The 21,267-nt window shown below is 49.7% G+C and carries 19 protein-coding genes; 12 read left to right on the top strand and 7 right to left on the bottom strand.

What is annotated here, in order from left to right; genetic code table 11:
- Window positions 1-138: 138 nt before the first annotated feature.
- The 4 genes from EHW56_RS02195 (at window position 139) to sstT (ending at window position 3,599) form a co-directional block, all read left to right on the top strand.
- On the top strand, window positions 139-708 hold the full coding sequence (locus EHW56_RS02195) for an LON peptidase substrate-binding domain-containing protein (protein ID WP_046073085.1): 570 nt from the start codon (window positions 139-141) through the stop codon (window positions 706-708).
- A gap of 126 nt (window positions 709-834) precedes the next feature.
- On the top strand, window positions 835-1,404 hold the full coding sequence (locus EHW56_RS02200) for a sigma-70 family RNA polymerase sigma factor (protein WP_108743076.1): 570 nt from the start codon (window positions 835-837) through the stop codon (window positions 1,402-1,404).
- Window positions 1,401-2,075, top strand: a complete 675-nt coding sequence (locus EHW56_RS02205) for a ChrR family anti-sigma-E factor (protein ID WP_152799122.1) — start codon at window positions 1,401-1,403, stop codon at window positions 2,073-2,075. The genes EHW56_RS02200 and EHW56_RS02205 overlap by 4 nt, the downstream gene beginning before the upstream one ends.
- 306 nt (window positions 2,076-2,381) lie before the next feature.
- Entirely contained in the window at window positions 2,382-3,599 is a 1,218-nt protein-coding gene (gene sstT / locus EHW56_RS02210; protein WP_046073082.1) for a serine/threonine transporter SstT, read from the top strand.
- A gap of 121 nt (window positions 3,600-3,720) precedes the next feature.
- Here sstT and EHW56_RS02215 read toward each other — a convergent pair whose 3' ends face one another.
- Window positions 3,721-4,935, bottom strand: a complete 1,215-nt coding sequence (locus EHW56_RS02215; protein WP_077579053.1) for an ROK family transcriptional regulator — start codon at window positions 4,933-4,935, stop codon at window positions 3,721-3,723.
- A gap of 264 nt (window positions 4,936-5,199) precedes the next feature.
- Here EHW56_RS02215 and queE point away from each other — a divergent pair, with 264 nt between their 5' ends.
- On the top strand, window positions 5,200-5,865 hold the full coding sequence (queE, locus tag EHW56_RS02220) for a 7-carboxy-7-deazaguanine synthase QueE (protein ID WP_152799125.1): 666 nt from the start codon (window positions 5,200-5,202) through the stop codon (window positions 5,863-5,865).
- 66 nt (window positions 5,866-5,931) lie between these two features.
- Here queE and queD read toward each other — a convergent pair whose 3' ends face one another.
- Window positions 5,932-6,294, bottom strand: coding sequence for a 6-carboxytetrahydropterin synthase QueD (queD, locus tag EHW56_RS02225; RefSeq protein ID WP_046073079.1), 363 nt, complete (start codon window positions 6,292-6,294; stop codon window positions 5,932-5,934).
- A 267-nt stretch (window positions 6,295-6,561) separates the two neighbouring features.
- Between queD and EHW56_RS02230 the strand changes: the two genes are divergently transcribed.
- The 4 genes from EHW56_RS02230 (at window position 6,562) to EHW56_RS02245 (ending at window position 12,790) form a co-directional block, all read left to right on the top strand.
- Window positions 6,562-8,181, top strand: coding sequence for a methyl-accepting chemotaxis protein (locus tag EHW56_RS02230; RefSeq protein WP_046073078.1), 1,620 nt, complete (start codon window positions 6,562-6,564; stop codon window positions 8,179-8,181).
- Window positions 8,182-8,284: 103 nt separating this feature from the next.
- Entirely contained in the window at window positions 8,285-9,685 is a 1,401-nt protein-coding gene (asnS, locus tag EHW56_RS02235) for an asparagine--tRNA ligase (RefSeq protein WP_046073077.1), read from the top strand.
- Window positions 9,686-9,878: 193 nt separating this feature from the next.
- The gene (locus EHW56_RS02240) at window positions 9,879-11,072 is read left to right on the top strand and encodes an amino acid aminotransferase (RefSeq protein WP_152799127.1); all 1,194 of its coding nucleotides are present in this window, start codon (window positions 9,879-9,881) and stop codon (window positions 11,070-11,072) included.
- Window positions 11,073-11,236: 164 nt separating this feature from the next.
- A complete protein-coding gene (locus EHW56_RS02245; RefSeq protein ID WP_152800397.1) occupies window positions 11,237-12,790 on the top strand; it encodes a PAS domain-containing methyl-accepting chemotaxis protein in 1,554 nt (517 codons plus the stop codon).
- 97 nt (window positions 12,791-12,887) lie between these two features.
- Here EHW56_RS02245 and folE read toward each other — a convergent pair whose 3' ends face one another.
- Window positions 12,888-13,544, bottom strand: a complete 657-nt coding sequence (gene folE, locus EHW56_RS02250; protein ID WP_046073073.1) for a GTP cyclohydrolase I FolE — start codon at window positions 13,542-13,544, stop codon at window positions 12,888-12,890.
- A gap of 568 nt (window positions 13,545-14,112) precedes the next feature.
- On the opposite strand from folE, the gene EHW56_RS02255 reads away from it, so the two are divergent.
- Window positions 14,113-14,613 carry an META domain-containing protein gene (locus tag EHW56_RS02255; RefSeq protein WP_152795539.1) on the top strand — a complete coding sequence of 167 codons (501 nt, stop codon included), beginning with the start codon at window positions 14,113-14,115 and terminating at the stop codon, window positions 14,611-14,613.
- Between the two features lie 64 nt (window positions 14,614-14,677).
- On the opposite strand, the gene EHW56_RS02260 is transcribed toward EHW56_RS02255, so the two are convergent.
- The 3 genes from EHW56_RS02260 to EHW56_RS02270 form a co-directional block, all read right to left on the bottom strand.
- Window positions 14,678-16,294 (bottom strand): diguanylate cyclase domain-containing protein, encoded by a 1,617-nt coding sequence (locus EHW56_RS02260; protein ID WP_046073072.1) that lies wholly within the window; start codon window positions 16,292-16,294, stop codon window positions 14,678-14,680.
- A 189-nt stretch (window positions 16,295-16,483) separates the two neighbouring features.
- Window positions 16,484-16,678, bottom strand: a complete 195-nt coding sequence (locus tag EHW56_RS02265; RefSeq protein WP_046073071.1) for a DUF4250 domain-containing protein — start codon at window positions 16,676-16,678, stop codon at window positions 16,484-16,486.
- 62 nt (window positions 16,679-16,740) lie between these two features.
- On the bottom strand, window positions 16,741-17,412 hold the full coding sequence (locus EHW56_RS02270) for a hypothetical protein (protein ID WP_077579048.1): 672 nt from the start codon (window positions 17,410-17,412) through the stop codon (window positions 16,741-16,743).
- Window positions 17,413-17,645: 233 nt separating this feature from the next.
- Here EHW56_RS02270 and EHW56_RS02275 point away from each other — a divergent pair, with 233 nt between their 5' ends.
- The gene (locus EHW56_RS02275) at window positions 17,646-18,866 is read left to right on the top strand and encodes a GGDEF domain-containing protein (protein ID WP_152799135.1); all 1,221 of its coding nucleotides are present in this window, start codon (window positions 17,646-17,648) and stop codon (window positions 18,864-18,866) included.
- Window positions 18,867-18,983: 117 nt separating this feature from the next.
- On the opposite strand, the gene EHW56_RS02280 is transcribed toward EHW56_RS02275, so the two are convergent.
- Window positions 18,984-20,201 carry an MFS transporter gene (locus EHW56_RS02280; protein ID WP_077667092.1) on the bottom strand — a complete coding sequence of 406 codons (1,218 nt, stop codon included), beginning with the start codon at window positions 20,199-20,201 and terminating at the stop codon, window positions 18,984-18,986.
- Between the two features lie 101 nt (window positions 20,202-20,302).
- Here EHW56_RS02280 and EHW56_RS02285 point away from each other — a divergent pair, with 101 nt between their 5' ends.
- On the top strand, window positions 20,303-21,199 hold the full coding sequence (locus tag EHW56_RS02285; RefSeq protein WP_152799138.1) for a LysR family transcriptional regulator: 897 nt from the start codon (window positions 20,303-20,305) through the stop codon (window positions 21,197-21,199).
- The last annotated feature ends 68 nt before the right edge of the window (window positions 21,200-21,267 follow it).

The following is a 21,267-nucleotide window of genomic DNA, read 5'->3' on the forward strand; positions in this document are numbered from 1 at the left end:
TTGGCCATTTAGACATCCAGAGTGCCATATAGATGATTAATGTCAATACGATTAGCTTGATACAAGGGCCGGCTTGATCGCATCCATTGTCCTACGCGTAATGGAGGGCATGTTAAATCGATATAAGGAGGCATGAGTATGACTAAGCTGTTTCCTTTGCCCCTGTTTTTGTTACCGGGAGGCAGAGCCAAACTGCGCATTTTTGAACCTCGTTATTTACGCCTCGTCCGTGAGTGCTCAGCGAATCAAGAAGGATTTGTGCTGGCAATGATGCAGGGAAAGCGTCTTTACAAGTACGGCACCTTAGTCGACATCGTCGATTTCGAAACACTGCCCGACGGCTTGCTGGGGATCACGATCGCCGGTCGCCAGCGGGTAGAAATTATGTCGACGGACCAAGAAGCGGATAAACTTTGGGTAGGCGATGTGCGCGCCCTCAATGATTGGCCTCATGATGAGCATTTGGGTGAGGCGCAAGCCGACGACAAAGCGCGTATCGCCTCAGGGCTCAAACACGTCTTTGCCGCTCACCCTGAACACGCAGAACAATATGAAGCGCCTCATTTCGAAGATTTAACCTGGAGCTGTCAGCGCTGGCTCGAAATTTTGCCGCTTTCTAATGCGCAAAAACAATGGTTTATTGCTCAAGAGTCAGCAGAAGAAGCGAAACAATTTATCAGTCAGCTGCTCGAAGAGGAAGTCGAGTGATCCAATCACTGCTACCCACGTATTGGTAGCCAAATGGACGGCTACGACAGATAGGACTCAACTATGACTGCGCCACAAACCATGTATACTGAGACCACCATTTCCAGACGGGACACGCGTGCCAACATGACTGACGTGACGAAGGAAGAGTTGTCTGCATTATTATTAAAAGTCTCGGAAGACCGTGACCGTGTTGCTTTCGAGCGCCTGTTTCGGTTTTTTGGCCCTAAGATTCGCTCTTACGGCTCCAAGCATCTCCGTGCTGACGGGCAAGCGATGGAGCTTGTGCAGGAAACCATGTTGGTTGTGTGGCGAAAAGCGCATTTGTACAACGCCGATAAAGGCGCAGCGACGACGTGGGTCTTTACCATCATGCGTAACATTAGCTTTGACATGTTGCGTAAGGTGCAATCGAACCGGGAAGACAACTTCAGTGATGATATTTGGCCCGTGCTCGAATCTGGCCAGCAGGACAATGAGTCGGATGCTGGTGCGCAATATATGATGGATCAAGAGTTGCTGTCGTTCATTGATGAGTTACCCGACGTGCAACAACAAGTGGTGAGAGGCGTGTACCTGAAACAACTTACTCACCAAGAGTTGTCAGAACAGTTAAACGTGCCGTTGGGCACCGTAAAATCCCGATTGCGTTTAGGTCTGGAAAAGCTCCGCAATCACCTGGAGGTTAAACAATGATTAAATATCACCCATCGACCGACTTACTTGACGCGTTTGCCGCTGGCAAACTGCCCACCTCGATGGCGATTGCGTTGTCAGCACATGTTGAGCTTTGCCAGGAATGCCAGGCATATGTCGCCGCTGCAGAAGCCTCGCTTGCAGATTCAGCGTTCGACGAGGAAGAAATAACCGTTGCTGATTGGGATTATGCGGCTGAAGACGAAATGCTTGCTGCCATTTTCGAAGATGCAGCGGCCAATGATGGTGCCGTCGATGCGCAAACACCAGTCCGTTTAACACAAATCAGTGTGAGTAACAAGACCTACACGTTGCCACGCGCGCTACAGCGCTTTAGTGATTCTAACTGGTCATCTTTTGGCAAAGTGCAGCGCGCCCGGTTGAACCTTGATGAAGGGGCAACACGTGCCAGCTTCCTCCATATTGATGAGGGCGGCTCGGTGCCTGCGCACACGCACAAAGGCTATGAGTTAACTCTTTTGCTTGATGGTACGTTCGAGGATGAAAGTGGCGAATACGTACCGGGTGATTTTATTTTGCTCGATAGTCGCCATCATCATACGCCATTCACCAAACAAGGGTGTTTGTGCTACACGGTGGCCGATGCACCGCTTTATTTCACCAAAGGTGTGAGCAAACTACTCAATACCGTGGGACATGCGATTTACTAAAAAATTCTGTGTTAGTTGTTATCCTTCTGGCGGCTGCGAAGCCGCCTTTTTTTATGCTAAAGAGCCAACGGAATGCGTGCATTTGCTCGGCGATGCTCTCCATTATCGCCATTAATCTCGTGGCGGTAACAGAATAATTACACCTGGTAAACCTTTACTTAATGACAACTCTCCGGCTCAGTCCTACATAACTAGTGCAAAGTAGTAATTTTCCCTTTACATCGGGTGAATCAAACTGGTTTAATTCGTCACTTCTAACGATTCATTAACAGCCATTGATAATAAACACAGTGAAGTGAGAGTCACATGAGTCAAACACAACTCGCCAGTGTCAGCCGAGGCAACTCGTTGGTACTTCAAATCCTTGTCGGTATTCTTGCCGGTGGTGTCCTTGCATACCTGTCTCCTGAGTGGGCAGCGAATGCAGGACTGTTCGGACAACTCTTTGTCAGCGCGTTGAAAGCCGTTGCCCCCATTTTGGTCTTCGTTTTAGTGGCGGCTTCCATTGCTAACCAAAAACAAGGGCAGCGCGCCAATATGCGCCCTATTATTGGTCTGTACCTTGTCGGTACGCTTGCTGCCTCGCTGACGGCAGTCACCATGAGCTTCTTGTTCCCCACGACCCTGGAATTTGCGACCACAGATGCCAGCATCACACCACCTGAAGGGATTGGCCAGGTATTGAATACGCTGCTTTTCAATATCGTGGATAATCCCGTTAGCGCATTGATGAACGGCAACTATATCGGGATCCTAGCCTGGGCGATTGGTTTAGGGATTGCCCTACACCATGCATCAAACGAAACCAAACGCGTGTTTTCCGACGTGTCAGAAGGCGTGTCGATGATCGTGCGCTTTGTGATCCGTTTTGCACCTTTGGGTATCTTCGGCTTGGTCGCGAGCACACTGGCTAAAAGTGGTTTTGATGCCCTCGCGGGCTATGTGCACCTTCTCGGTGTGCTATTGGGTAGTATGTTCACCATCGCACTCGTGGTTAACCCAGCGATTGTGTACTTCAAAACAGGTCAAAACCCATACCCACTGGTTTTAAAATGCCTACGTGAAAGTGGCATAACCGCCTTCTTTACCCGTAGTTCAGCGGCTAACATCCCGGTGAATATGCAACTGTGCCGCCGTCTTGATTTGGATGAAGACACCTACTCAGTGTCTATTCCACTGGGTGCAACCATCAACATGGGCGGTGCGGCGATCACCATTACGGTATTAACGTTAGCGGCGGTCCATACGCTGGGCATTGAGGTGGACATCGCCACTGCGGTGCTACTAAGTATTGTCGCGGCGGTATCGGCCTGTGGTGCATCCGGTGTGGCCGGCGGATCACTGCTGCTGATCCCACTGGCCTGTAACTTGTTTGGGATCCCACAAGAGATTGCCATGCAAGTCGTGGGAATTGGCTTTACCATTGGCGTCTTGCAAGATTCCGCAGAAACAGGGCTCAACAGCTCAACGGATGTGGTATTTACCGCGGCAGCTTGCATGGCCGAAGAAAGAAAAAATAGTTAACATGGCTATTTAAAGAAACACTTTCAAAAAAGCAGGTGCACGTCACCTGCTTTTTTTATCGCTGGCCTAGGCGCTTAGGCCGTTATTGACTGTCGTCTTTCCAGTGTCCCAATCTCGCGATCTACCCCTCCAGAACCTTCATCAGTAAGTTGCCATCGTACATGGCTTGTTTGACCATCGCGGCGCCCGGCATGGTGGCCTGGGTATAAAAATAGCTTTCTTCCAACACGAGGTGCTTACTATACAGTGGGATGGTTTGCGTCTTTAAGCACTCCATAATCGCCGGATAAAGCACGCTCTTGGCACGATTAAACTCGCCGCCGAAGAGTATTTTTTCTGGGTTGAATAAATTCACCACAATCGCAATAGCCGTACCCAGATGATGCCCCAACTCCGTAATCACCTGATGTGCGAGTCCATCGCCTGCCACTGCCGCATCACAGATTGCTTCTATGGTTAACGGTTTCCCCTGTAACTGGCTCGCGTGCCCCTCATCGAGCAGCGTCTGTACCTGTTCATACACGGCAGAAAGACTGGCGACCGTTTCCAGGCAACCATAGTTACCACAAAAACAGCGTTTACCAAAAGGCTTAACCTGAATATGACCAAGCTCGCCCACATTGCCAACACGCCCCTGGAGTACCTTTCCCTCCAGCATGATCCCCGCGCCGACGCCATTGTGAACCGCAACCAGTACCGCGCTATCGGATTCTTTTGCGTTGCCAAATAACTTCTCTGCCAGCGCCCACGAGCGTGTATCATTGCCCACAAATACGGGCAGCCCGGTCTCACGATGCAACACGGGCCCCAGCGGCATATGGTCAACCTCAAAATGCGGCATTTGGATCACTGTACCTTGGGCGCTGTTCACCAAGCCCGGGAGCGAGACCGCAATGCTGGTAACACGATCAACCGTTTGTTGGTGGCGTGAGAAAAAGGCTTTTACGTATTCAACCACCGTGGAAAGCAAGGCATCCTGCGCCATGACATCAATTTCATGGCGTTCTTGAATAAGGATTTCACTACTCAGTGAGTGCAATGCCATAGTGAGATAACCACGGCCAAGGCGCATCGATAAGAACTGCCAGCCTTCATTGTCCAGCACCAGACCAACAGCGGGCCGGCCACGCATGCTGGTGCCCTGTATTTGTGTTTCTTTGACCAAGTGCGCATCCATCAACTCTCGGACAATTTTGGTAATACTGGCAGGCGCCAATTGACTGCGCTTCGAAAGCTCAATCCGAGAAATCGGCGCAAAGCGGTCGATCAAATTATAAATCGTGCCCGCATTTTTACGCTTAATGTGGTCGATATGTCCCGGCTGCCCAATAATCATGCCTTGTCCTATAACTGCTTGGCCATGGTGATACCCCTGATATCACCTATCTCCGTGAATTTTTTTACTTCGCGAACTAATTGTGAAGCAGCAAGCTGCTACCCCGTGATGTGGGTCACTTTAGATCGATGAAATCGCGCACAAACTCACAAAACCCGCTTAAACAGTAACGCTGTTCAAAGGCTAATCACGCGTGAAAAAACAAGATCTCAGTCGTATTCATTGGCATAATGTGGCGCTTTATATCTATCGCTATAAACCATCATGTACCGAGTCAACGAAATATTTGAAACCATTCAGGGTGAAGGCACGTTTACAGGGGTTCCCTCTGTCTTTGTTCGCTTACAAGGGTGTCCTGTCGGTTGCGCCTGGTGCGATACCAAGCAAACTTGGGAAACCGATGAGAAAGATCAGAAAGACAAAATTTTTATTATTGATAAATCTGAGGATTCTCCCGCTTGGTGCTGGCTTGATGGCAATGCGATTACCGCCGACATTTTAAGCCGCTACCACGCGCGCCATATTGTGATTACCGGTGGCGAACCTTGTCTTTATGACTTAAGGCCGTTAACCCATGCGCTAGAAGCGGCAGGGTGCCAATGCCAAATAGAAACGAGCGGCACCTACCCTATCCACGCATCCGCCAATACGTGGGTCACTGTGTCTCCGAAAATCAATATGCGAGGGAAGTTGCCAGTGCTTAAGGAAGCGATGGCGCGGGCGAATGAGGTAAAGCACCCGGTCGGCACAGAAAAAGACATCGATCAGCTTGATGCGCTACTCGCCGCCTGCCCACCGGCTGATACAGCAACGATTGCATTACAGCCCGTGAGCCAAAAAGCGCGCGCGACCCAGCTGTGCATTGATACTTGCATTCAACGAGGCTGGCGCCTATCGATACAGACACATAAGTATCTGTCGATTGCCTGAGCATGGAGAGCAACGGCTTGGGTCGCCGTTACTCAAAACCGCGTGACTCGCGCAGCGCCACGACACTCAGTCACCGTAATAGGTACAGCCGGCGGTGCAGGTCTCTTTCACCATCACTTTACTGAGTAAGGGTAAATTTGGCTTAACTTGTTGCCAAATCCACTGTGCGAGTACTTCGCTGGTCGGATTCTCTAGCCCTTCAATCTCATTGAGATAATAATGATCAAGGCGGTTATAGATAGGCTTAAACGCCGCTTTGATTTCCGCAAAATCAATTACCCAACCTGTGTGAGGATCCACCTCACCTTCTACGTACAAACGCACGATAAAAGAGTGTCCATGTAAGCGACCACACTTATGTCCCTCAGGGACATTAGGAAGGTGGTGTGCCGCTTCAAAGGTGAACTCTTTAAACAACTCGGTGGTCATTTTATCTCTTCCAACAACAATAAGAGGCCGCATGCTACTCAAATTAGCCGGATGACTCAATCGCATTCCTCACTGGCTAAGCGCACGTAACATTCCAACCTAGCATTCAGCCAACAATGCGGACTCGTGTCTCACTAACGGGACGATTTACGTCGATGAAATCACACATTTTATATGGGGACTCCCTTACTTGCGCACTCTGGGTTTAACATAGTGGCTACAGGCTATAACTGATAACTCTATAACTTAATAACAAATGGTTGACTCATGCGCATGACCCTTGCGAGCAAAATTCTTCTTGCTCTTTTTCTTGTTTTCGCTCTGGTGCTCGTCACGTCCTTGGCCTACCAATCTCATCAGCAAAAGGCACTGATGACATCGATTGTTAGTCAGCAAACGCTCGATAAAGCCTCTAACTACTTTGATAGCCTTAACATGTTGATGTTGACGGGCACCATTAGCCAACGAAATACCTTACGAGAAAAAATGCTTTCTCATGAAGGTATTGAAGAGGCGCGTGTGATCCGCTCCGACGCTATTACTCGCTTTTTTGGCCCCGGTAACCCCGAACAATCGCCGCAAGATGCGATTGATCAGCGTGCCCTAGACGGTGAAACCATCGTTGAAACCGTCGACAGCAATGGCGAAAAAGGACTCGTGGTTGCCCTACCAATGAAAGCAAGCAGCGACTACCGCGGTACTAACTGTCTGCAGTGCCACGTGGCGGAAGAAGGGACGGTGCTGGGGGTGATTCGCCTTGAGTACGATCTCGAGCCGCTTTACGGCACCATAGATAAAGAAATGCTCATTACTGCCGGGATCATGGGAAGCATTGCTGTGATCGGTTTTCTGATCTCATTAACGGTGATCCGTCGGTGGGTAGTGTCTCCGCTCAAGCGGGTCTCTGCGTTCATGAAACGTACCAGCCATGATAAAAATCTGGCCGAGCGTCTCAACGATACCCGAGGCGATGAAATCGGTGAACTATGTGATAGCTGTGACCAGCTACTTGATAACTTCTCTGCCAGCTTGCAACAAGTTCAGCGTACCTCTGAGACGCTTTCAGCCGAGGCGATGAACTTGATTCGCGTCTCTAGCCATACCGACCAATTAGCGGATAGCCAGCGTCACGAAACCAATGATATGTCATCAGCGATCGATAATGTTCAACAACACCAACATGATATCCAAAACCGCACCCAAGAGGCCGCGCAGCTGAGTGAATCAGCGGCCACCAGCGCCAACCAAGGCAGTGATCTCGCTAACGTTGCCGCCAATGATATTCGCAAGTTAGTCGAAGATATAAGCCAGGTGCGCAGCCAAATTTTGGATGTGAATCAACAAAGCCAGCAAGTGACCACTATTCTGGGGGTGATTCGTGAAATTGCCGAACAAACCAACTTGCTCGCGTTAAATGCCGCTATCGAAGCCGCGCGTGCTGGCGAACAAGGCCGTGGTTTTGCGGTGGTTGCTGAAGAAGTGCGTAACCTTGCCAGCCGCAGCCACGACGCAACCGGAGAAATCCAGACCATTATCGAAAACCTATGTGCAGGTAGCGAAGCCTCAGCACAAGCGGTGGAAGCGACCAGTGACAGTGCTAATCAGCGCGGCGAAACCGTTATGGCTCTCTCTGAGGCGCTGGGCAATATCGCCGAGCAAGTCACCACCGTGAATAACAACGCGGACGATATTAGCCAACAAAGCGAACACCAAGCGCAAATGACCGATGCCCTACTCTCTCAAGTTGGCCGAATCCAAAGCCATGCTAACGATACCGCCAGCAATGCCAATGAGGTCAAAGCTATCAGCGCGAATCTTGAGCAACTGGTTGAGCAGTTAGAGGGATTAATTGGTCAATTTAAGCTCTCAGACTCGCTCAAGTCTTGAAGCTATACAGGATACAGGTAAACTTGCTAGCCTAACTTGCAAAATGACTGATGCGGTTGTCACTGAATAACCGCGTTACCCTAAACGGAGATAGAAGCGAATTATGACATACGCGCCTGTAGTAGACGTCCTGCGCGGCAAGGCGGCAGTCGACACTGAAGTGACTGTGCGTGGATGGGTCCGGTCACGCCGAGATTCCAAAGCCGGTATTTCTTTTCTTGCCATTTACGATGGCTCTTGTTTTGACCCTATTCAGGCCGTGGTCCCTAATGAGCTGGATAATTATCAGCAAGACGTTCTTCGCTTGACCGCTGGCTGCTCAGTTGAAGTCACGGGTAACGTGGTAGAGTCGCCAGGAAAAGGCCAAGCCTATGAGCTGCAAGCCACAGCCGTAAAAGTCGTCGGTTGGGTAGATGACCCTGATACCTATCCAATGGCGAAAACACGTCATTCTATCGAATACTTGCGTGAAGTGGCCCATTTGCGCCCACGCTCAAACGTGATTGGTGCGGTGGCGCGGGTTCGCCACACCTTGTCACAAGCGATCCACCGCTTTTTCCATGAGCAAGGCTATTACTGGATGTCTGCGCCATTGATCACCGCCTCAGACTGTGAAGGTGCTGGCGAGATGTTCCGCGTCTCTACCTTAGACTTGGCCAATGTGCCCAAAACCGAGCAAGGCGACGTCGACTTTGACCAAGACTTTTTTGGCAAAGAAGCCTTCTTGACCGTATCGGGTCAGTTAAACGCTGAAACCTATGCCTGTGCGTTGAGCAAAGTCTACACCTTCGGTCCAACCTTCCGCGCGGAGAATTCAAACACCAGCCGTCACTTGGCGGAGTTTTGGATGGTTGAGCCAGAAGTGGCCTTTGCCGACCTGGATGATTCGGCGGCCTTGGCAGAAGCCATGCTTAAGTACGTGTTCAAAGCTGTGCTTGAAGAGCGCCAAGACGACATGAAATTCTTTGAGCAACGCATTAACAAAGACGTGCTCACGCGTCTGGAAAAATTTGTTAATGCAGATTTTGCCCAAGTGGATTACACCGATGCGGTCACCATCTTGCAAAACAGCGGCCAAACATTCGAATTCCCAGTTGAATGGGGAATCGATTTAGCGTCTGAACACGAGCGCTATCTTGCAGAAGAGCACTTTAATGCGCCGGTGGTCGTTAAAAACTACCCGAAAGACATTAAAGCCTTCTACATGCGCATGAACGATGACGGCAAAACCGTTGCCGCGATGGACGTGTTAGCACCGGGTATTGGCGAAATTATCGGTGGTTCTCAACGTGAAGAACGTCTTGATGTACTTGACCAACGCTTAGAAGAAATGGGCCTTGAGAAAGAAGATTTCTGGTGGTACCGCGATCTGCGCCGCTATGGCACAGTCCCTCATTCAGGCTTTGGTTTGGGCTTTGAGCGCCTCGTTTCCTACGTAACCGGAATGAGCAACATTCGCGATGTGATCCCTTTCCCTCGCTCGCCACGCAATGCCAACTTCTAAATCGGTTTGCTATTCAAAAGGCTGCATATTGCAGCCTTTTTCTTGTGTTTTTTCCGCGTAAAAACTGCTTTTACAGCATAAACCAATGCAAAACACATGACTGGTCCGCTTGTCCTTCGGTTTCTATTCTTCTCGACAAGTGTTATAAAAAAGCCAGTTTGACTTTCATTCATCATAACCATGGACGACACCAATGTTTGAGAAAATCTCTGCCGCTCCCGCTGATCCTATTCTAGGACTGACTGAAGAATATAAAGCTGACCCCCGTGAAGACAAAATCAATCTCGGGGTAGGCGTCTACAAAAACGAGCATGGCGAAACGCCGGTACTCCCTTCTGTCAAAAAAGCCGAAGCGTTACTTCTCGACAGAGAAAGCACCAAGTCTTACTTAAGCATTCCTGGCACGGCCGAATATGGCCTCGCGGTGCAACAACTGCTGTTCGGTGAGCAAGCTGACGTTATCAACGACAAACGCGCGCAAACCGCACACTCACCAGGTGGAACCGGTGCGCTTCGCTTGGCTGGCGAGTTTATTAAACGTCATCTTGGCGATGTCACGGTTTGGATCAGCAATCCAACTTGGGCAAATCATAAGGGCGTATTTACTGCCGCTGGCCTTCCTTTAGCTGAATACAGCTATTACGATGCGGCGAAAAACGATAAAGACTTTGCAGCAATGGTCGCTGACCTTGAGAAAGCAAACTCAGGTGATGTTGTTCTCCTTCATGGCTGCTGCCATAACCCGACTGGCATCGACCCTACCGAGCAAGAGTGGCAAACCCTCGCGGAACTCTGTCAGCGTAAAGGCCTGCTGCCGATGTTCGACTTTGCTTATCAAGGCTTTGCCACTGGTGTCGAAGAGGATGCTGCCGGCTTACGTATTTTTACTCAGGTATGTCCTGAGCTGCTTATCGCGAGCTCATTTTCGAAAAACTTTGGTTTGTATAATGAGCGAGTGGGTGCCTTTACGCTCGTTGGCCGTAATCAAGAAGAAGCCACCAAAGCGTTTAGTCAGGTGAAAACCATTGCCCGCGTTATTTACTCTAACCCACCCGCTCACGGCGCCGCCGTAGTGACCACCATCTTGAACGACGCGACGCTCAAGGCGCAGTGGTTGCAAGAGCTAGCAGACATGCGCGATCGCATCAAAACCATGCGTACCGAATTTGTCAAAACATTGAAAGCGCAAGGTGTGTCGCGTGACTTTAGCTTTATCGAGCAGCAAAACGGCATGTTCTCGTTCTCTGGGCTCAATAAAGACCAAGTCAATGCACTAAAAGCCGATCATGGCGTGTATATCGTCGGCTCAGGCCGTTTAAATGTGGCAGGCATGACGCACACCAACATGGTGCCACTTTGCACTGCCATCGCAAAGGTTATAGACTAAGCACCGCTGTCTTAAAACTGAAACAAAGGGCCGCAAGGCCCTTTTTTTATGGGCCACGCCCAGAAAGAAACAATTTAGTAACATAATTATTAATAGAAAGCCTGAAACCACTACACTAAAACCAACAAGGCTTTTATCAACTGTGACCAAAAAAGATAAAGACTATGAGCAATAATGAAGTTGTATTTGGTGACGATGAGCGCCTCGTCTCGACCACTGATAAGCGCGGGGTGATTACCTACTGTAACCCGGAGTTTATTCGCATCGCTGGCTACGATGAAGAGGAACTGACGGGCGCGCCTCACAATATTATTCGTCACGCCGATATGCCCAAAGCGGCATTTGCAGATATGTGGCGCGCCTTAAAAGCCAACCAACCTTGGCGCGGCATGGTTAAAAACCGTTGTAAAAACGGCGATTACTATTGGGTAGACGCCTATGTCACTCCCATTTATGACCGAGGCCAAGTCACTGGCTATCAGTCCGTCAGGGTGAAGCCTGATCCTGCCGTCAAACATCGCGCCGCGCAAATCTACCAAACCCTGTGTCGGGCAGAGAAAAACGGCAAGTCGATGAAGCAGTTGTCGGTTGCCGATATTCCTGCGGCATTGAAGTACACATTAATGGGGTTGGGACTGGTCGCCGCCCCTGTGTCGCTTATTTTCGATAACGCCATATCGGGCTGGGATGTGGCGGGCGCCATTGCGATGCCTTTGGTGCTTGGTACCCTCTTCCGTGACGAGCTCTTTACCTTGCCAACCCTCGCGCGCGGCGTGCAAGCCAATTACGACAGTATCAGCCGCTATATTTACTCGGGGACTGGGCTCAGTTCGGTGGTTGACTACAAGGTGAAAATGCTCAATGCCCGCATACGTACTATTCTTGGACGTATGCTCGATGCTTCACTGTCACTGAATCAATTTTCGGATGAGTTGAGTGCATTATCAACACGCGTGTCTAATGCTATCAATAAGCAAAGCCACCAGATTTCCTCGATTGCCAGTAACATTGATCATGCCTCTGAATCGGCAAACAGGGTATCTGATAACGCCCAGCAAAGTGTTGAACTATTGCACTCGGTCCAGCAGCAAAGCAAAGAAACCGAATCCTTGTTACAGCAGACAGGCGAGCAATTAAAAAGCCTCTCTCAACAATCTGAAAACTCCCTCACCGCGACGCAACAGCTGTCTGCCACCGCAGATCGAGTGACCGAGTCAATGAGTGAGATCAGTGGGATTGCCGAGCAGACTAACTTGCTAGCGCTGAATGCGGCAATTGAAGCGGCACGCGCCGGAGAGCAAGGCCGAGGCTTCGCCGTTGTTGCCGATGAAGTGCGGGCGCTTTCCAGTCGGACGCAAACAGCCACGGAGCAAATCCAGTCTTCAATCCAAGACATGCACAACACTATTTCGCATTGGCAAAACCAGATTCACGAAAGCCACGAACAGACACAAGCGTGTGTTGATACCACGGACCACAGTATTGCGAGCCTGCACTCGGTCAGAAATGCGATAGAGGATGTGGTCGGCCGCACGAATGAAACACACCACTCTGCCCAAGCGCAATTAGAGAGTTTCACCGCCGTTAGCAAAGAGATCCATGATATCGAATCGGTTTCTCAGCAAAACCTCAACGAGGTCAATGATGTTTCCGAGGCAAGCCGTCAGCTGCGAGATAAAGTGCGTCAGTTCCACGATATTGCGAGGCAGTTTGAGTAAACCAAACCGCTAACGCCTCCACGCTAACCGCCCTAAAAAAGCCCCAGCCTGTTACCAGAGTGGGGCTTTTTGAACATCTGCCGTCTGAGCATGGGCGTTATTGAATCCCGTGCAAAAACTCAGCCCGTGTTGCGGCATTCTTCTTAAACAAGCCACCGAGTGCGGTGGTGGTCGTCTCACTATTGGCATCCATGACACCTCGAGATTTTACGCAATAATGCGTCGCTTCAATACGCACCGCTACGTCCTCGGTTTCCAGCAGCGTTTGCAATGCCACCAACACCTGACGTGTTAGTCGCTCTTGCACTTGCGGACGTTGAGAGAAGAAACGCACAATCCGGTTTATCTTGGACAGACCAAGCACTTTGTGGTTAGGAAGGTAGGCGACGGTTGCCCGACCATCAATGGTAACAAGGTGATGCTCGCAGGTGCTGGTCACTGAAATGTCCTTAACGCGCACCATCTCATCGCAACCCATCTTGTTCTCAATCATGGTGACTTTGGGGAATTGCGCGTAATCCAAGCCTGAGAAAATCTCATCGACATACATCTTCGCAATTCGCGCCGGTGTCTCGGCCAAACTATCATCGGTAAGGTCTAAATCGATCGACTGCAGAATTTCACGCATATGAAATTCAATTTTTTCTTTTCGTTCTTCAGAAGACATCGGAGATGTCGCCGTCATTGGGGTTTCAATACCGCGAGCAACCAACGCTTCCTGAACTTTCTTTGCAGCATCGCTCAATGCCATGATGGATTCCTTTTTTGGGTCTGCCCTAGCCGTTCTTTTACTTACACACTGTAGCCAGTGTAGGATCAGTGCTGTCACTAAATAGAAGCATAACGTTAATATCCAAAAAATACACCTCGCGAATGCTGTGGTTTTACTGCCTGATGCCTTAGTGGACAGCCTCAATGGCAAAATTGTCAAGGAAAATGAACATGTTCGCTCAGAAATGATGTCGTCATGTGCGACCTACGCTGTCGTCAAGATGTCATCCTTCGTTATCTCGTCTTCTGAGTGAAACTAAACTGTCATTTTTATTTGGTAATCTCATTAGTTGATTTCCTGCGACTAACCAACCGTGGCGTCAGCCATACTCGCTCAGTGAATTGTGCTGGTGCAATAAACACCACCAAGACAAGATTTCAATAATAATAAGACACGCGATGGTATATCTTGCCCCCTCTACCGGGGGCGTTTTTTATCGCCCAACATAAAAGACATTGGCTTGACATAAACTCACATTTTTATTGGCATACTTGTTACTAACTTGGCTACGCTTGAATTGAAACCCACTGTTAGTGACTAAGGAGTCATTATGAAAAAACACGTGTTGATGGCAGTCATGCTCACTGCCGGGGTGACCGCTTGTAGTAACGGCCAGTATGCCGGCGGTGACGATGGCAGCGTGACAAGCTCTGGCGTTGCCCAGCAATGGCAACTGACCATGGTCGATCAACAGGCTATCAGTGCGGAAGGAACCCCAACGCTTACCATTAATAAGGACATGGGTGTCAGCGGCTTTAGTGGCTGTAACCGTTATTTTGGTAACGCTGAACTGAATAGTAATCGCTTCAAAGTGGCGCCAATGGCCAGTACTAAGATGGCGTGTTCGTCCAGTGCGATGGAACTCGAACAAACCATGAGTCAGGTTCTAAGCCAATGGAGTGATGCAACAATACGTGATAATCATCTTATGCTCAGTAACGAGACGCATACGTTATTATTCACCGCGGCTAACACGCAAAACACTGAGGAAGATCCCCTACTCAAAAGCCCTGTAGTTGATTCCCGCTTCAATAAAGGTGAAGAGTACTAACCTCGCGTCAGCGTTTATACCTTAGAAGCACGTAAGGGCGGTGCGTCTGTACCGCTCTGGTTTTTTAAGGGTCAATGCTTTTATTGTCCTGCACTGGCGCGCTGATTTCCATCCAGTGCCACCCAGTATCATTGTCCGCTTTCGCACGGGTCAAGCCAATTTCACCATAAGCATGTAATCGCGAGGCAGTCATTTCTTTTTGATCGCTGACCGTTACCCCGCCAACAAATACCCTGACCCGATCTTCCGGCTCTCCTTCAAACTCTACCTTTAATCGTTTCACCGCTTTTACACACTCATCAGCCAATCGCTCTGCGCCTTCTGTGCGCGGCAAGATGGCAACAAACTGGCTACCGGTAAACCGACATACCAAATCACCGGGCCGTTTAAGCATCTCATCCAGTACCTGTGCAATTTGTCGGATCAACTGATCACCAGCAATGCGTCCATACTGGTTGTTGTAATTAGACAGGTGTTGGATCTCTACCACCATCAGGCTCAAAGGCGCTTCATCACGAAGTGCACGCTGGATCTCACGTTCGAGCTCCTGCTCAAACTGAGTGCGATTATGTAATCCCGTCAACCCATCACACTTGGTCATCGACTCCAGTCGACTATTGGCTTCTTTCAATGCGTGTGTTTTTTGATCAACTTGTACCTGAACACTGTAGGCGCGAGACTGCAGGCGATAAAGCAGGTAGCAAATCACCAAAAATATGCCACTGCCAATGAGAAACGTCCACAACGGCACCCAGCTTTGCCTTGCCTGCATGTAGCTGACGGTCGGATAGCCAATAAGTTCCCACTCGCGACCCGCGAAGAAAATAGGCTTGGCGGGCTGTTGCGCCAGTGAGTCTTTCATTTGTGCCAATTCCACCCGCTGCGTATGAAGTACTTGGCGATGACTCGGGTCGGTCGCATCAATCAGGGTATAATTAATCCCATCATTAATGACGGTGTCTATCGCCAAATTAACCAAGGTATTCACATCAATCACCGCCACCAGAAACCCGCGTAAATCTCGCGTGTCTTCTCCACCCAGCTGCTCTGGATCTAATAAGATAGGCATGATCAACAAAAAGCCGCGTACATTGCCATAGGCGCGCTCGATAGTGGTAGCAGGGGTGGCGACAGGCACGCCGGTATTAAAGCTGGTTTTCAATGCCTGACGGGTGACTGGCGTGGAACCAAGATCGTAACCAATAACAGACGCTTCGCTGTTCTCGCCAGAGGTGAATCTCAGCGGAAAATACATGTCACGCCGCTTAGCAGGGATCAGCTGATTGTTTGGGCTTAGTTCGACAATATTAAACCCTGACGACGGGTCACCCCTCTCTTCCATTCCCTGAACATAATGCCGACGCTGATGGTGCATCACGATATCCACCCACTCTATCGACTTAAAGCTTGGGTGGCGTTTCAGTACACCGGATGTCAGCGGCTGAAAATTACGCGCGTCCAGTCGGTGACCCGCGTCAAAATGATTCTTGACCGCGTAGAGCAGTTCAAGGCCAAGGTTGACCTCGCGCGCCAACGCCATTGCGGCATTATTCACGTCTTTATGCAGCTCCTTACGAATCGCCTCTTGCTCTTTTTGATACAATAAATGGGCGGTTAAGGCTGCAAATCCCACACCGATCAGTGCGGTTAATACAATTACGCTCCATGCTCTTCGCGGCATCAGTGTCGTCCTTATAAAGAATAATCCACGTGATAAAACAGAAGGTTCACTGACTCTCTCCCTCTATAAGCGTAGTGGGCAGACTAATAAACGATCAAATTTTTAACAAAATGGCAGGACGTGTCGCGGGTCTGTCAAAAGGCGGCAAGAAATGCGACTCACTGTGTGCAGTGAGTCGCAGCCTAGACGTTATTTAAGCTTTAATTGGTTGGTGAGTGGGTCGTACTCACAACCAATATCATCAAATTTACTTTGCAACTGATCGTGGTCGAGGTCTAAATGCGCCATCAGTGCTTCCAAACTATCACACTCTAGACGCAGTCTTTCATTCACAATGCCATAGAAGATAGCACCATCTAATCGGCTGATATTGTGGATATCCATACCCTCTCCTTGCACTGAATTCACGCACTTTGAGTATAGATCCTAGACGAAAAACTGCCCAATCAAGCAATGACAAGCCGTGTCAAACTGATATTGGCCAACAGCATAAATCCAAAGCCAACACTCACGCGCCAAAACACAGGCGATGTTTGTTTAAGCAGGTGCCAAATCTGTGCGGCCACCCCAAGCAAACCTAGGCCTGCACCAGCCATAATGGCATTGATGTCACTCGTTGCCGATGGGCTAACCGCTGACAACAGCGCGGCCATCATCATCACGCCCATAAAGGCTAATACACTGCTCACAGGGAGCAAACGATCAAAAGCTTGCAATCGCGAGCGCGCACGCACTAACAAACTATGGCCAAGGCTCGCCCCAAGAATCACTAGTTGCAAGGCTCCCATCATCAGCATCCCGCCACCGTGCGTGGCAAGTATGACAATCCATGCAACAAAACCCAATAAATTTGCGACATGAAGCAAAGGAATGGGACCGGAGTGACGTGTTTTGCCTGTTTTTGATCGAAACGCAAAAATCCCTAACAACAAAAAGGGTAAACTGGCGAACAACGTAAATGGAACTAAGATCAACCACGCAAAAACAGGCACCCAGAAAGCACGATGGAATCGGCCCCGCTGGCCTGGGCATATTTCTCCTTTCAATAGCGCCAGTGAGAGCACCAGCTGTGCCCCTAGAATTGCCGAGGCAACCGCAGGAGCAAGTAACGTATACATAGTGAAAAGCACCTTACGTATCTCAATAAAAAATGGTCAATTATTCGTTTCATTGCATTAAAAAGTTGGCTAGATCACATTGAATGCAAGAAACACAGTCAAAACAAACAACAAACTGGCATGTTTGCACGCTTATACCAACCTTTATGACAGAAAAAAATAACATGACCGCGCAGTAGGATAATACCAAAGCGGCGGACGCAACTGGAACCTTTGCACAGGCGGGAACAACAATGGGTGCAATGATGAGTGAAACCTTAGGCCATATTATCTACAAGCTGCAAATATCGTTCCTTGAGCTGTGGAGTGCTAAAAAGCACGCAAACAGCTTTAATAATACACGCAGCACTTATCTGCGCAGCCGCTTGTGCGTGTTGTGTTATGTATGGGCCGCCCTGACCATTGCATGGTCACCCGCTGATTTTTTGTTCCTCGCTGACAAAGCGGCCGCGGCGCAGCTCTCGCTACAACGCCTTTTGTTAGCGGGTATGCTTATTACCATTGGTTACGCGGTCAATCGCGCTAATAATCTCAAATCAGCGAAACTTGGCTTGGTCGCCATGGTGCTTGTTACCAACGCCTTTTATTTATCCGCCAGCCACACTTTAGGCTTTCCCACCGACAACGCGGCATTCTCTTACAGCTACACCTTGCTGCCCATTATTCAGATTGTCATGCTGACCATCTTCCCGCTCACAATGCGGGAAAGCATACTCTTGATGTCGATTACCCTGATTTGCCACTTATGGGTTGATTCATTCAGTGGCACCATGACCAGTCCGGATAATATTGCTTCGTATTGGCTACAAACCGTTATTGCGTTCATGGTGGTATGGTCACAGCTTTCTCAACTCCACATGATTTTGCGCCTTTACCGGCAGGCGACGCTGGACCCATTAACCGGTATCTATAACCGCCGAATGCTATTACAGCTGGCCATGCGCGCTCTGGCCGTTAGTGAAGAGAGGCACTCGCCATTCTCCGTCTTGCTGCTCGATTTGGATAAGTTCAAGCGCATTAATGACAAGTGGGGTCACTACGCAGGCGATGTGGTCTTGCAATCATTTACTCGCACCGTACAAGAGCGTTTGAGAAAGGCAGATATTTTCGGTCGCTTTGGTGGCGAGGAATTTATTGTCTTCCTCCCTAAATGTAATGGCGACATCACCGCACAAGTCGCCGAGCGTTTGCTGGGTGAAATTAGAGAGATGGATGTCTATATTGATGAAAGCCGTACTCCGTTGAAAGTCACCGCGTCGATAGGCCTTTCCACGCTACAACCAGGCGATACGCTTTCATCCTTGATAGAGCGCGCCGACAGTGCTCTCTACCAAGCAAAAGCCGAAGGGCGAAATTGCATACGTACTTACCAGCCAGGCAAACAGACGGGGTTTGACGCCAGAAACTCTGTCAGCCGTGACAATATCGATATGCCCACCGAAACATCGCTTTAGCGAAGCATTCGGTCGCAAAAAGACAATCAGAGACAGGCAGGAGAAAGTACAGTCATCGCGAGACGCTCTCTTGGATGGGCGTTGGGCAACGCCTTTTTCTCCGCGCCGAGTTAACGCTTAGGATGCCACAACAGACGTTTGGCGCTGGCTTTCGCGACGTCGGCGCATGACACGAGAAAGGCCAAATACCAGTCCCAATAAAATCGTGATAAGCACTAGGGCCGCGATCACCACGCCAGGCCATGCAAAGTGTTGCCAAGCTGCGATAAGATAAAACCCACCGAGACTACCACCAATATAATAATGCACCAGATATAAGGCTGTTGCCGTTGCTTTACCCTGCGCGGCTTGACGGCTTACCCATCCATAAGCGAGTGAGTGAGTAAAGAACGCGCCACCGCTTACAATTAATAACCCCACCACCATCCAAAGCACCTGACTGCTCAAGGTCACTAAAACCCCCAGCATGGCCACCCCTGTTCCAAAAGCCATGCCTTTGATCGCGCCAAAGTGCAGCACCCAGCGCCCGCTCAATCGTGATGTCACCGTGCCGGCGAGGTAACAAACAAACACCGAAGACACCAAACTGACTGGCAATTGGTAAGGCGCAGCCACCAAGCGAAACGCCATCACCGAAAACAAATTCACGAATAATGCAAAGTTGACACCGCCAATCAGCATCGCCATCCACAATTTGGGTGTGCGAAGATGCGTGAGTACCCCGCGAGAATGGGTCAGTAAGGAGGTATTGCCAGGCGAAAAATAACGCTGACGAGGCAAAAGTTTACTCACGATGGCCACACCTACCAAGGAGAGTACGGCCATCGCCATCACCGCGCCATGCCAGCCCCACCAATCTGTCATCATCCCACCGAATACACGCCCCGAGATCCCCCCCAGTGAGTTAGCACTGATATAGCTACCCACGGCAATTGCCAGCGCCTCCGGTGAGAATTCTTCTGCCATATACGCGACCGCGACCGCGGCAAACCCACCCAGCGCAATGCCGACTAAAGCCCGTAAACCGACGATGATCCAAAAAGAAGAGGTGCTGGCGATCATAAGGCCTATCACGGGAAGCATCCAAAGGCTCACCAGCATCACGGGGCGCCGACCAATTCGCTCCGACAGCACGGCCCAAGGCACCAGTGAAAAAGAAAGACCTAAAGTGGTGGCCGCAAGTAGCCAGTTCGCCCGTGTTTCACTGATCCCATCGGCCGCGGCAAAGACAGGTAGCATAGGTTGAAACAAGTAAAGGTTACAAAAAATCAAAAACGAGCCGAACGCGAGCGCAAACGCCGTCAGTCGGTAACGTGGTGAGCCAAGCTCTATCATGAAAACCTCACCAGTGGGCTAAGATGTGATCATGCTAACAACCGCTTTATAATTAATAAAATATATTAAATATATCCTCTTCATATATTTCATTTATAGTCATGGACGTCAAACAGCTCCGCCAGGTGATTGCTGTCGCTGAGACTAAAAGCTTTACGCTCGCCGCCCAGCGTCTGCATATCGCGCAACCAGCGCTCAGTATTGCGATTAAAAAGCTTGAGAATCAATTGGGTATGCCGATTTTTATTCGTAATGAAAAGCACATTCAGCTTACGCAAGAAGGGCAAGTATTACTGCAGCATGCCTATCGCGTCGTACAGCAAATGCAAGATGCAGCCACAGCCATGGATGAGCTTAAAGGGTTGCAAAAAGGCGAGGTACGTATCGGTGTACCGGGTATGCTCGGATCTTATTTTTTTCCTGAGTTGCTGATGGGGTTCCGCCGTCGCTATCCCGCGCTAAAACTCACGGTGGTAGAGGCTGGCACTCACTCCCTGCGGCAAATGCTGCTCGACGGTGAGCTGGATCTCGCCGTGATTAACGATAGAGAGGTGCCCGATTCGTTAGAAACCACGCATTTGATTTCCTCGCAGATGGTCGCCGTTGTCGCGACCGATCATACGCTCGCCACACATCATACGCTCGATTACCACACCTTTTTCGACCATGAGTTGATCATGTTCCGTCCGGGATACTTCCACCGTGATTACCTTGACCAGGTCTGCGATACGCATGCAATAACCCCCAAACTTTCATTAGAAACCAATTTACTGGCGATGATTTTGAATATCGTCCGTCATGGGTTTGCGATCAGTGCACTGCTCGATATGGTCACCGAACATGAAAGGGGGATTGTCGGGATCCCCTTTACACAACCGATCAAGCTCGATATTGCGATTGCCTGGCGTAAACAGGGCTACTTGTCCCTCGCCGATCGCGCCTTCATTGATTATGTGCAACAACACAATCCGTCTGCCAAGCCTTCTATGACATCCTGAGCCACCTTTCCCCAGATTTACCCCTATACTCGATGCAGGATTATCGCTAAAATCGCTGGCTAATTTAT

This window comes from Salinivibrio sp. VGrn1, assembly GCF_009377995.1.
Classification (GTDB): domain Bacteria; phylum Pseudomonadota; class Gammaproteobacteria; order Enterobacterales; family Vibrionaceae; genus Salinivibrio; species Salinivibrio siamensis.

What these genes read in the sequence shown, in the direction of transcription:
- EHW56_RS02205 (WP_152799122.1), top strand. Translation starts at nt 1,401, where the DNA reads ATGATTAAATATCACCCATCGACCGACTTACTTGACGCGTTTGCCGCT.
- EHW56_RS02240 (WP_152799127.1), top strand. Translation starts at nt 9,879, where the DNA reads ATGTTTGAGAAAATCTCTGCCGCTCCCGCTGATCCTATTCTAGGACTG.
- sstT (WP_046073082.1), top strand. Translation starts at nt 2,382, where the DNA reads ATGAGTCAAACACAACTCGCCAGTGTCAGCCGAGGCAACTCGTTGGTA.
- EHW56_RS02230 (WP_046073078.1), top strand. Translation starts at nt 6,562, where the DNA reads ATGCGCATGACCCTTGCGAGCAAAATTCTTCTTGCTCTTTTTCTTGTT.
- EHW56_RS02200 (WP_108743076.1), top strand. Translation starts at nt 835, where the DNA reads ATGACTGACGTGACGAAGGAAGAGTTGTCTGCATTATTATTAAAAGTC.
- EHW56_RS02280 (WP_077667092.1), bottom strand. Translation starts at nt 20,201, where the DNA reads ATGATAGAGCTTGGCTCACCACGTTACCGACTGACGGCGTTTGCGCTC.
- queD (WP_046073079.1), bottom strand. Translation starts at nt 6,294, where the DNA reads ATGACCACCGAGTTGTTTAAAGAGTTCACCTTTGAAGCGGCACACCAC.
- EHW56_RS02255 (WP_152795539.1), top strand. Translation starts at nt 14,113, where the DNA reads ATGAAAAAACACGTGTTGATGGCAGTCATGCTCACTGCCGGGGTGACC.
- EHW56_RS02245 (WP_152800397.1), top strand. Translation starts at nt 11,237, where the DNA reads ATGAGCAATAATGAAGTTGTATTTGGTGACGATGAGCGCCTCGTCTCG.
- queE (WP_152799125.1), top strand. Translation starts at nt 5,200, where the DNA reads ATGTACCGAGTCAACGAAATATTTGAAACCATTCAGGGTGAAGGCACG.
- asnS (WP_046073077.1), top strand. Translation starts at nt 8,285, where the DNA reads ATGACATACGCGCCTGTAGTAGACGTCCTGCGCGGCAAGGCGGCAGTC.
- EHW56_RS02195 (WP_046073085.1), top strand. Translation starts at nt 139, where the DNA reads ATGACTAAGCTGTTTCCTTTGCCCCTGTTTTTGTTACCGGGAGGCAGA.
- EHW56_RS02275 (WP_152799135.1), top strand. Translation starts at nt 17,646, where the DNA reads ATGGGTGCAATGATGAGTGAAACCTTAGGCCATATTATCTACAAGCTG.
- EHW56_RS02270 (WP_077579048.1), bottom strand. Translation starts at nt 17,412, where the DNA reads ATGTATACGTTACTTGCTCCTGCGGTTGCCTCGGCAATTCTAGGGGCA.
- EHW56_RS02285 (WP_152799138.1), top strand. Translation starts at nt 20,303, where the DNA reads ATGGACGTCAAACAGCTCCGCCAGGTGATTGCTGTCGCTGAGACTAAA.
- EHW56_RS02260 (WP_046073072.1), bottom strand. Translation starts at nt 16,294, where the DNA reads ATGCCGCGAAGAGCATGGAGCGTAATTGTATTAACCGCACTGATCGGT.
- EHW56_RS02265 (WP_046073071.1), bottom strand. Translation starts at nt 16,678, where the DNA reads ATGGATATCCACAATATCAGCCGATTAGATGGTGCTATCTTCTATGGC.
- EHW56_RS02215 (WP_077579053.1), bottom strand. Translation starts at nt 4,935, where the DNA reads ATGATTATTGGGCAGCCGGGACATATCGACCACATTAAGCGTAAAAAT.